The organism is Blautia sp. An249 (assembly GCF_002159835.1).
Taxonomy (GTDB): Bacteria; Bacillota; Clostridia; order Lachnospirales; family Lachnospiraceae; genus Blautia_A; species Blautia_A avistercoris.
Window position 1 is genome coordinate 43101 of the sequence record NZ_NFJL01000026.1, and the last position, 8990, is coordinate 52090.

General features: G+C 49.0%; 8 protein-coding genes. 2 read left to right on the forward strand and 6 right to left on the reverse strand.

Annotated elements, in window-relative coordinates:
* Positions 1 to 54: 54 nt before the first annotated feature.
* The 3 genes from B5F53_RS17550 to B5F53_RS17560 are packed head-to-tail and all read right to left on the reverse strand — an operon-like array spanning position 55 to position 3229.
* Positions 55 to 1488, reverse strand: coding sequence for an ABC transporter permease (locus B5F53_RS17550; protein WP_204246955.1), 1434 nt, complete (start codon positions 1486 to 1488; stop codon positions 55 to 57).
* A gap of 4 nt (positions 1489 to 1492) precedes the next feature.
* Positions 1493 to 2713 carry an ABC transporter permease gene (locus B5F53_RS17555; RefSeq protein ID WP_087226291.1) on the reverse strand — a complete coding sequence of 407 codons (1221 nt, stop codon included), beginning with the start codon at positions 2711 to 2713 and terminating at the stop codon, positions 1493 to 1495.
* 18 nt (positions 2714 to 2731) lie between these two features.
* Positions 2732 to 3229, reverse strand: coding sequence for a hypothetical protein (locus B5F53_RS17560; RefSeq protein WP_140398274.1), 498 nt, complete (start codon positions 3227 to 3229; stop codon positions 2732 to 2734).
* A 166-nt stretch (positions 3230 to 3395) separates the two neighbouring features.
* Here B5F53_RS17560 and B5F53_RS17565 point away from each other — a divergent pair, with 166 nt between their 5' ends.
* Both B5F53_RS17565 and B5F53_RS17570 read left to right on the forward strand, forming a co-directional pair.
* Positions 3396 to 4082, forward strand: a complete 687-nt coding sequence (locus B5F53_RS17565; protein ID WP_204246956.1) for a response regulator transcription factor — start codon at positions 3396 to 3398, stop codon at positions 4080 to 4082.
* A complete protein-coding gene (locus B5F53_RS17570; protein WP_087226297.1) occupies positions 4075 to 5376 on the forward strand; it encodes a sensor histidine kinase in 1302 nt (433 codons plus the stop codon). Before B5F53_RS17565 ends, B5F53_RS17570 begins: the two co-directional genes overlap by 8 nt.
* A gap of 184 nt (positions 5377 to 5560) precedes the next feature.
* Here B5F53_RS17570 and B5F53_RS17580 read toward each other — a convergent pair whose 3' ends face one another.
* The 3 genes from B5F53_RS17580 to B5F53_RS17590 are packed head-to-tail and all read right to left on the reverse strand — an operon-like array spanning position 5561 to position 8905.
* Complete coding sequence (locus tag B5F53_RS17580) at positions 5561 to 6223, reverse strand: ABC transporter ATP-binding protein (RefSeq protein WP_087226303.1); 663 nt, start codon at positions 6221 to 6223, stop codon at positions 5561 to 5563.
* A gap of 12 nt (positions 6224 to 6235) precedes the next feature.
* Entirely contained in the window at positions 6236 to 7681 is a 1446-nt protein-coding gene (locus B5F53_RS17585) for an ABC transporter permease (protein ID WP_204246957.1), read from the reverse strand.
* A gap of 3 nt (positions 7682 to 7684) precedes the next feature.
* The gene (locus B5F53_RS17590; protein ID WP_087226306.1) at positions 7685 to 8905 is read right to left on the reverse strand and encodes an ABC transporter permease; all 1221 of its coding nucleotides are present in this window, start codon (positions 8903 to 8905) and stop codon (positions 7685 to 7687) included.
* Positions 8906 to 8990 lie beyond the last annotated feature (85 nt).

The following is an 8990-nucleotide window of genomic DNA, read 5'->3' on the forward strand; positions in this document are numbered from 1 at the left end:
TCTCCTGCTTTTTAGTTTTCCTGTATTCTTCCTGCCATAGCTTTAAGTCCTCTCCTAACTCATTTCACTCAGTATGCTTTTTGGATTCTTCCGGAAAACCAGGATGCTGGCAGCCGCTGTTGAAAGAATAATAAGTGCGCCAATCCCCAAGCCGTCCACAAGAAGCATATTCTTTGTGACCTCTGCCTGTACACCGGTAATCATCCGTTCAGTGTCTTTATATTCGGTCGCTACCTGGCCGGCAACAGCGTCCTTCTCCAGCTGTGCCTGCTCTTCCTGCTGCCCCACGAGATAGGTGGCTGCCTCCTGAGCTGTGGCCGGCGCCACGGCAAAGGAAATACCCACTGCAATCACGCCAATGATGAGTGCCTCTGTGATTATCTGAAATAGGATTTTGGATTTTGAGACACCCAATGAAAGCAGTACCCCCATCTCATTATTACGGTTGCGAATCCAAAACAGGAAAATCAGAAACAGGATGATAAAGCTGCCACCTGCTACGATCAACAGCATGATTTCGCTGATATTCTTCAAGTCATTAAAGTTCCCGGCCATGGTGTTGAGATTTCCGTTGTTATCAATCAGGTCATACAATTCCCAGTCCAGATCGAGCTCCATGATCCTTTTTTTGACATCCTCATAATCGTCTACATCGCCCACCTTGAAACAGGCCCGTTCAAAAAGAGGCGTATCCTGCTCTGCCTTTTCCGGAAAATGCAAATCTGTGAAAATCACATTTTCCGAGCGGTAGGTATCACCGGACATATAGGGCGTCATCTTTTCCTTCACCTGATAAATTCCGATAATTCCCGCCTCTGATACAGGTTCTTCCTCCTCAATGGGATGAAAGGTCATGGTATCTCCTACTTTCAGCCCGTTCTTCCTGGCAAGTTCCTCAGAAATTACACATACATCTTTGTCGTCCGCAGCGACCATACGGCCTTCTATGATACTCACATTTCCGCTCAATACGTTGGCGTCCAGTTTCATATCCAGATTGCCAATCAGGGCAACACCGCCAAAGTCATAGGTCTGGTCTGCTTCGGGGTCTTCAATGCGCTCAAAGCCGCTGCCTTTTACACGGGTAGGGGCTGTGGTAATATTATAATCTGAAATGCCGTCCACACTGGCAACCGTTTCAATATCCTCTGTTTTGATACAGTGGAAAACATTGTCCGTCCATGTCCTCCACATGGGCTGCCCCTCAATCATTTCTTTCTTTTGGTGATATCCTTCCAGACTCCCGTCCTTATCTCCTATTTTTTGAGAAAGTTTTTCCACACGCTTGCTCTCATTTTCCACGTTCTTCGTCATTAAGAATCCTGCGCCGATGGCCTGCCTGGTATTGTCTTTGAGAGCGATGCTGGCGTTTCGGCTGGCCATTCCGGATAAGAAGAGCACACTGATAATACTAATGACCAGTAAAAGCAGCAAGCTTCTGACAGGCTTTCGGACAACGGAACGCCAAGCTCTCTGAAGTAAATTCATGGTTTCATCCCTCCATTCTTGAAAGCGTCTCACGAGGATTTGTTCTTAGGATGGGAAGGACCGACAAAAATACGGACAGCAACACAACAGCCCCACCTATGGCAAGCAGTAATGCCATATCCTCTGCCTGCAGCGATATTTGCAGTTCCATCTGAGCGGTATTGGAAGAAATCAGTACGCTTTGTAACCATCCTGCCGTATAGGTTCCCAAACCGCAGGCCGCCATGGCCGCCATCAGGAAAAGAACTGCGGATTCCAGCATCGCCTGCAAAAAGATTTTTATCTTTTTTTCTCCCATACTGATGAAAACTGCCATTTCTTTCTGTCTTGTCCTTGTCCACATACAAAGCAACAGGGATATGACCGCTGTCCCGGTGATAAAGGTAAGGAGAAGCATAAGCTCCACGACCCTTGTAGTCTGCTCCAGAGGGGCTTTCATCTGGCGGTAGAGCGCGTCTGAACTCTCAACGCTCACTTTACTCCCCAGCAGAGTTTGTAAATCACCACTTAAACGTTGCAGATATTCCGGTGCATCCGTATAAACAGCCGCCTTGTAAAAATCGTTCTCACCAAACAATCCGATGTAGGCCGTATTATCAATAAAAATCTGGTTTTCAATGCGGCGTACTGCCAAGATGTCGTCACCTTGCTTTCGCTCATTCCCAGCCCGGTAAAGTCCTATGATTTTCAAAGTTGCGGATTTCCCGTCTTTAATTTCCACCCCGACCTCATCACCAATAGCAAGCCCGTTCTTTTCCGCAAAATCAGCATGGACAACGGCACTGTTTTTGGTGTCTGCAGTCAGGAAATCACCCTGCGTCAGTTTGTACGGGCGATCCACAAATGGGCTGTCATATGCCAGCTCGTCATATGAGGACAGTTTCACCATCCAATTTGCGTCATCCGCTGAGCCGCTGCCTGTGATCGGAACCGCATTGCTTAAAAAAGCCGGATTTTCCCCTGAGCGGTTGACAGACGTTACATGGCGCAGGTTTTGTATTTTTTCCAGATTCTGCATGGTAATCCGCGTGCCTGTGCTTGCCACCTCGCAGACCACCTTTGATTTTGTCTTTTCCTGCATATCGGCTTTTGTGTCCTCCGCGGCGCGCAGAATCATATTGGTGCTTAGAATCATCGTATTGACAAACAGAAAGATCAGCAACAGGAGCATTGATTTCCCCCGTTTCCGCCACAGGTATAAAAAAGCCCGTTGATAAAATGCCATAGCGCACCCCCGCCAATCTTAATATCTGCCAGGCATCTTGTCTTTGTTGTAGATTTGTGAAATAAGCACCTTATCCGCCTGTACTTCACCAGAGGATAATTCCTCTCCAAAGACAATAATCTCTGTCAGCTTCTGTACATCCCCGGAGCCGGCATCCTGATACTCAGGGGCTTTTTCCCGGGAAGCATCGATCTTGACAATCTGAAACTCACAATCCGTATCATAGGTGACCTTTGTGGTATTGCTCGCTCCCTCGGAACCCGGAGCCGGCATGATGGCAATCGCCCCGCCATCGTCAGCAGTTTCCTCCTGTATCGCCAAAACAGAGAACTCGCCGTCTGCATAGTCGATAACCATACCGGTCAAAACAGCGCCCTCATATACCTCCTCGTTCATCTCAGATCCGCCTTCCGCTCCTAAAGGAGCTTCCGCCTTGCTGCCGCAGCCTGTCATCAGAGATATGGCACTTACGCCTGCCAACAGTAAGGTAATTCCTTTTGAGTGTTTCATTTGCAATTCCGTTTTCCTCCTTTCTTCGTTTGCCTGCCCTCTCATGCTACAGAAAAGCCCCACTAAAAGTCCTCAAAATGGCGGCCCATTTTCCACAATTTTTTACAGGACTTTTAGAGGTTTCGTATGCTATAATCAGATGAAAAAATGAACTCAGAGGGATATGTATATTATGAGAATCTTACTATTAGAGGATGATTTGACCCTGTGCGATACCATCGAACAGGCTCTTGGAAAAGAAGGTTATTCCGTGGATTGCTGCCATGACGGGGAAACCGCCATGCTCTATGCCCTCAATACTGATTTAGGTCATGATTTAGCTATTGTAGACCGTATGCTGCCGATCGTTGACGGACTGACGATTATAAAGTCCATGCGGAGAAAGGGTATCACGATTCCGGTTATTATCATTACAGGAATGGCTGCCTTGGATGACCGGATCGAAGGCCTGGACGGCGGAGCCGACGACTATCTTGTAAAACCTTTCCACGTTCTGGAACTGCTTGCCAGAGTCCGTGCTTTGACAAGGCGCCCACATGAAATGAAAGAATCCAACTGTCTCACCTATTGTGATTTAACCTTTGACCGGATGAACCGGTTGCTGCGCAGGGGGGAGTTGGAGCTGACCCTGACAGGAAAAGAAACAGAACTGCTGTATCATCTGATGAAAACGCCGGAAACTCTGCTAACCAAGGAGCAGCTCATTGTGAGAGTGTGGGGCGCAAACTCAGAGATTGAGCCGGGAAATGTAGAAAACTATATTTCTTTCCTCCGCAAACGGTTAAAAGAACTGCAAAGCCGCTGTGAAATAAAAACGGTTTATGGCACCGGCTATAAATTGGAGCGTTCCCATGCTTAAAAAGTTATCCAGACGATTACAGACAATTTTTATAATTGCGATCATGTGCCTCATAACCGCTGTTATAGCGGTTCTATCTTATGGCCAGTATCAGTCCGAGGTTGCGGCAGATAAAAATTACTTACAGAAAATGGCCTCCTTTTTCGTCTTGGAATTAGAAACCGAACAGGCTCCGGCAGAACGCATACTTTTGAACTGGGGAAATAATGAGGTGGCTGCTATTTTGAAGGACTTATATGGTGATGTCCTCTATGAAGACAATGCCGATTTTCCAACAAAAGCCGAAACACTTTCCATTGCGATGAACGAGATGATTCTGTATGTTCAGACAACCTCGGAGGCTTCCTCCATTATGGAACCCCTAGAACTTACCGGCAGCCAGGGAGAGCGTTATTTCGGAGTGACCTCCACCATCCGCGCAAAATCAGGACAGATCTACATGCTGGAGATCTTCTATCCAAGAACCTCCATGTGGGAAGTTTTTACAACCCGCATGGCAACCTATATCATGGTATGGCTGTCTTCCTTTCTGTGCATCTTTCTTTTGAGCCGGTTCCTGTTCAAAAGAGCCTTTGAGCCGACAGAAAAGATTCTGAAAGGGCAGAAAGAGTTTGTCGCAGCAGCTTCCCATGAACTGAAATCCCCCCTTGCAGTGATCATGACTAGTGCGGAAAAACTTCAGGACACTGTCCCGCAGGACAATCCGCAAATACAGTCCGGTCTGCAGACGATTGATTCCGAATGTATGCGGATGTCAAGGCTCGTCCGAGATATGCTGCTTCTCGCTTCTTCTGACGCAGATAAATGGACCGTCCAAACGGCAGAAATCAATGTGGATACCTTATTGATCTCCCTTTACGAAGCCTATGAGCCGGTATGCATAAAAGAAAAGCTTCACCTGAACTTAGATCTGAATAAAACCAGTTTTCCAAAGCTAATCACTGACCGTGAAAGGCTATACCAAATTCTGAGTGTTTTTATGGATAATGCCATTTATTATTCTCCACCCGGAGCCTCTATCGACATATGTGCCGGCTTATTGCCAAAGGAAATCACAATTTCCATTGTCGATCATGGATGTGGCATTGCTGATAAGGATAAGCCCTACATTTTTGACCGCTTCTATTGTGCGGATAAATCCCGTTCTGATAAAACACATTTCGGCTTGGGCCTGAGTATTGCATTTGAACTGTCCAAAATGCTGGGCGGAACGGTGGGCCATACAGATACCGCAGGAGGCGGAGCAACTTTCTATGTAACTTTGCCGCTAAAAAGCCTGCTGGGGTTTGACTGAAAATTGAACTGCAAAACTCCGTATTCGCATAAAAGCACACCACGGGACAATGGCAATACAGAGTACGGAAGGAAACGGTTTCAAAACAACTTTATCATTCTCAGCATAGTAACAGGAATCCTTTGACGGTTCTTCGTCTCTGGATTCCTGTTTTTCTCCGGAGTTGTAAATCCGCAACCGCTCTCTATCCCTCCCGTACTTCTAAACAGCTTCTCTCCTGCTTTCTTAGTTTCCCTTCTTTCATCTCCAGAATCTCATCCGCCTCCTTCGCAAGCTGCTTACTGTGTGTCACTACGATCACACATTTCCCCAGTTCGTGGGCGGTTCGTTTCAGCAGTTCGATAATCTCTGCCGCTGTCTCTTCATCCAGATTTCCGGTGGGCTCATCTGCCAGCAGCACCCTCGCCTCACTCGCCAGGGCACGGGCAATCGCCACCCTCTGCTGCTGGCCGCCGGAGAGTTTCAGCACATTTCGCTTCCAGTCCTCTTTTGGAATACTGACTTGACAGAGCAGTTCCCCGACGTCCTTCCTGCCGCCCAGCTTTACATTCTCCTCGGTAGTCAGATAGTCGATCAGATTATAGTTCTGAAATACCAGAGAGATATTGTGCCTGCGGTGGCAGTTCAATCCTTTTTTACGGATGTCCTCCCCATGATAAAGGATCTGCCCGGACACGGGGGCATCCAGCCCCGCGAGAAGAGACAGGAACGTGGTCTTCCCGGAGCCGCTGGCACCAACCACCGCATAGAACGTACCTTCTTCAAAAGAGGCCGACACATTTTTCAGGACAAGTTTCTCCCGTTTTGACGAATAAGAATACATGAGATTCCTTGCTTCTAAGATCATTCTTCCTTCCTCCTAACTCATTTCACTTAAAATGTCTTTCGGTTTTCTACGGAAAATCAGGATACTGGAGGCGCAGGTGGAAACGGCGATCAGCCCTGTCACCGCAGCCCCGTCTGTAAGCAGCATCTCCGGTGTGATCTTGGTCTCCACATCCGTCACAGTCAGTTCCGGCGCCTGGTAATCCGTGGCAATCTTGCCGGCGTCCATCTCCTCCTGTACCCCGGCCTGCTGTTCCTGCTGACCGGTCAGGTAATGTGCCGCTGCGTTTGACACCGCAGGGGCGATGAGGAACGACAAAGCAATGGCAAGACCCCCGATCAGAACCGTTTCTGTTAAAATCTGCAGGAGGATCTTCCCCTTTGCGATGCCGATGGACATCAGGATTCCGATCTCATTGGTCCGGTTCCTGATCCAGAAAATGAAGATCAGAAACAGGATCACAAATCCGGCTCCCGCCACCACCGTCAGAAGCGTATTGCTGATTTTCTCCAGATCATTAAAATTGGACGCCATGGTATCCAGATTGCCATTGTTATCTATGAGATCATACCACTCCCACTCCATGTCCGTTTTCCGGATGGAGTCTTTCACAGTCTCATAATCATCCACATCTGCCACTTTGAAATAAGCCTTCTCGTACAACGGATCATCCTGCTCCGCCTTTGCAGGGAAATCCAGATCCGTAAAGATCACATTCTCAGAGCGGAACGTATCTCCGGACATATAGGGCTGCATGGGCTCCTGCACCTGATAGATCCCTACGATCTCTGCTTCTTGTACAGGCTCTTCTTCCTTAAGAGGATGAAACCTCATACGGTCTCCCACTTCCAGTCCGTTTTTCTCCGCCAGTTCCTCTGAGATGACACACACATTGGCATCCTCTTTTGTGGTCATCCGCCCCTCTTTGAGGGTAACATTTCCGCTTAAGACATTGGCATCCAGCGCCATATCCCGGTTTCCGATGAGGGTGACGCCCTGAAAGTCATTGGTCTGGTCGGTGTCCGCATCCTCAATCCGCTCAAAGTCCGCCGGTTTCACGGCAGTAGGGACTGTGGTGATATTATAGTCGGCAATCCCTTTCGTCCCTGCGATCTTTTCAATATCCTCCGTCTTTAATGACTCAAAAGAGTTATCTGTGTAGACACTCCAGTTTTCCGAGCCATTGACCGTAATCTTCTCCTGATGGACGCCCCCGTAGCTTCCCTGGCCGTCCTCGTACAGCTCTGAGATCTTTTCGCTGGCTTCCTCGATCCGCTGGCTCCGGTTCACCGGATTATATTCCAGCAGGAATCCCGCGCCGATGGCCTGGCGGGTACTGTCTTTCGCCCCGATATTGGCGCTGCGGCTTGCCATTCCCGACAGGAAGAGCAGGCTGATCAGGCACACCACAAGCAAAAGCAGCAGGCTGCGAACCGGCTTCCGGCAGCAGGAACGCCCTGCCCGTTCAAACAGATTCATGAATCATCCCTCCATTCTTGATAAAATATCTTTTGGATTTGACCGGAGCACCGGGATCAGGGACAGCAGGACTCCGATCCCTACTACAGCTCCCCCGATTCCCAGAAGCTGTGCAATATCGCCAGCCTGTAAGGTAACAGTAAGAGAAGTCCCTGTATCCACAGTGGCAAGAAGAAGCTTCTGCATCCAGCCTGCTGCGGCTGCACCAAGGGCACAGGCTCCCAGCAGCGCGATCAGGAAGACCACCGCCGATTCCAGCAGCGCCTGCCAAAAGACCACGGATTTCCCCTCTCCCATACTGAGGAACACCGCCATTTCTTTCTGGCGGCTGCGCATCCACATACATAAAAGCAGGGAAACAACGGCCGTACCGGTGCCGAAAGCAAGCAGACGCATCAGCGACACCACCCGGGTAATCTGCGTCAGTGGAGCCTTCATCTGCTGATACAGGGTATCGGATGTAGTGACCCCTGCCTTTTCTCCCACAATTTCCTGCATTTCCCCGGCAAGTGAATCCAGAAGCTCCGGCTGGCTGACATAGGCGGACAGTTTATAGAATCCTTTCTCGCCAAATAGTTCCAGATACGCTGTATTGTCGATATAGATTTGGTTCTCCTGCCGGTAAAGAGCAGGAGTCTCTTTCTCCTGCCGGGTTTCATTTCCGGCAAGATATTCCCCGATGATCTCCACCGTGGTCTTCTTTCCCTCCTCATTCTCAAGGGAGAAGGTATCTCCCACCTTCAGCCCATTCGCCTGGGCAAATCCCTGGTTCACGACTGCACAGTACTGGCTGTCCGGACCGATCAGCCTGCCCTCTGTCAGCCGGAAGGACTGATCCGCGAAGGGGCTGTCTGTCTCCATGTCATCAAAGGATAACAGGCTGACTTTCTGGTTATCCGCTTCCGTGGAAGTGTTCCCAGTAACCAGAAGAAGCTCCGGCAGATATGCGGCCTGCTGTCCCATCCGATTTATGGATGTCACTGCATCTAAGTTTCCAATTTTCCTTGCATCCACCTCTGTAACGGGCTGCCCTGCATCTATCATTTCACAGACCACTTTCGCCTTCGTCTTTTCCTTCATGGCGGCTTCCGTACTCTGCGCGGCGTGCAGGATCATGTTCGTGCCAAGGATCATGCTGTTGACAAACAGAAAAATCATCAAAAGCAGAATGGATTTGGCACGTTTTCGTGTCAGGTAAAGAACGCCTCGCTGATAAAACGGCATACTGCTCTCTCCTTCCTTACTCATACCGGGTAATATAGACCTTTGTGGCACGGATCTCCCCGTTCTCCTGTGTCTCGCCATAAAC

Bases quoted from the DNA above. Each gene is read 5' to 3' on its own strand.
- B5F53_RS17555 (WP_087226291.1), bottom strand. From the start codon at position 2,713: ATGGCATTTTATCAACGGGCTTTTTTATACCTGTGGCGGAAACGGGGG.
- B5F53_RS17580 (WP_087226303.1), bottom strand. From the start codon at position 6,223: ATGATCTTAGAAGCAAGGAATCTCATGTATTCTTATTCGTCAAAACGG.
- B5F53_RS17585 (WP_204246957.1), bottom strand. From the start codon at position 7,681: ATGAATCTGTTTGAACGGGCAGGGCGTTCCTGCTGCCGGAAGCCGGTT.
- B5F53_RS17550 (WP_204246955.1), bottom strand. From the start codon at position 1,488: ATGAATTTACTTCAGAGAGCTTGGCGTTCCGTTGTCCGAAAGCCTGTC.
- B5F53_RS17570 (WP_087226297.1), top strand. From the start codon at position 4,075: ATGCTTAAAAAGTTATCCAGACGATTACAGACAATTTTTATAATTGCG.
- B5F53_RS17565 (WP_204246956.1), top strand. From the start codon at position 3,396: ATGAGAATCTTACTATTAGAGGATGATTTGACCCTGTGCGATACCATC.
- B5F53_RS17590 (WP_087226306.1), bottom strand. From the start codon at position 8,905: ATGCCGTTTTATCAGCGAGGCGTTCTTTACCTGACACGAAAACGTGCC.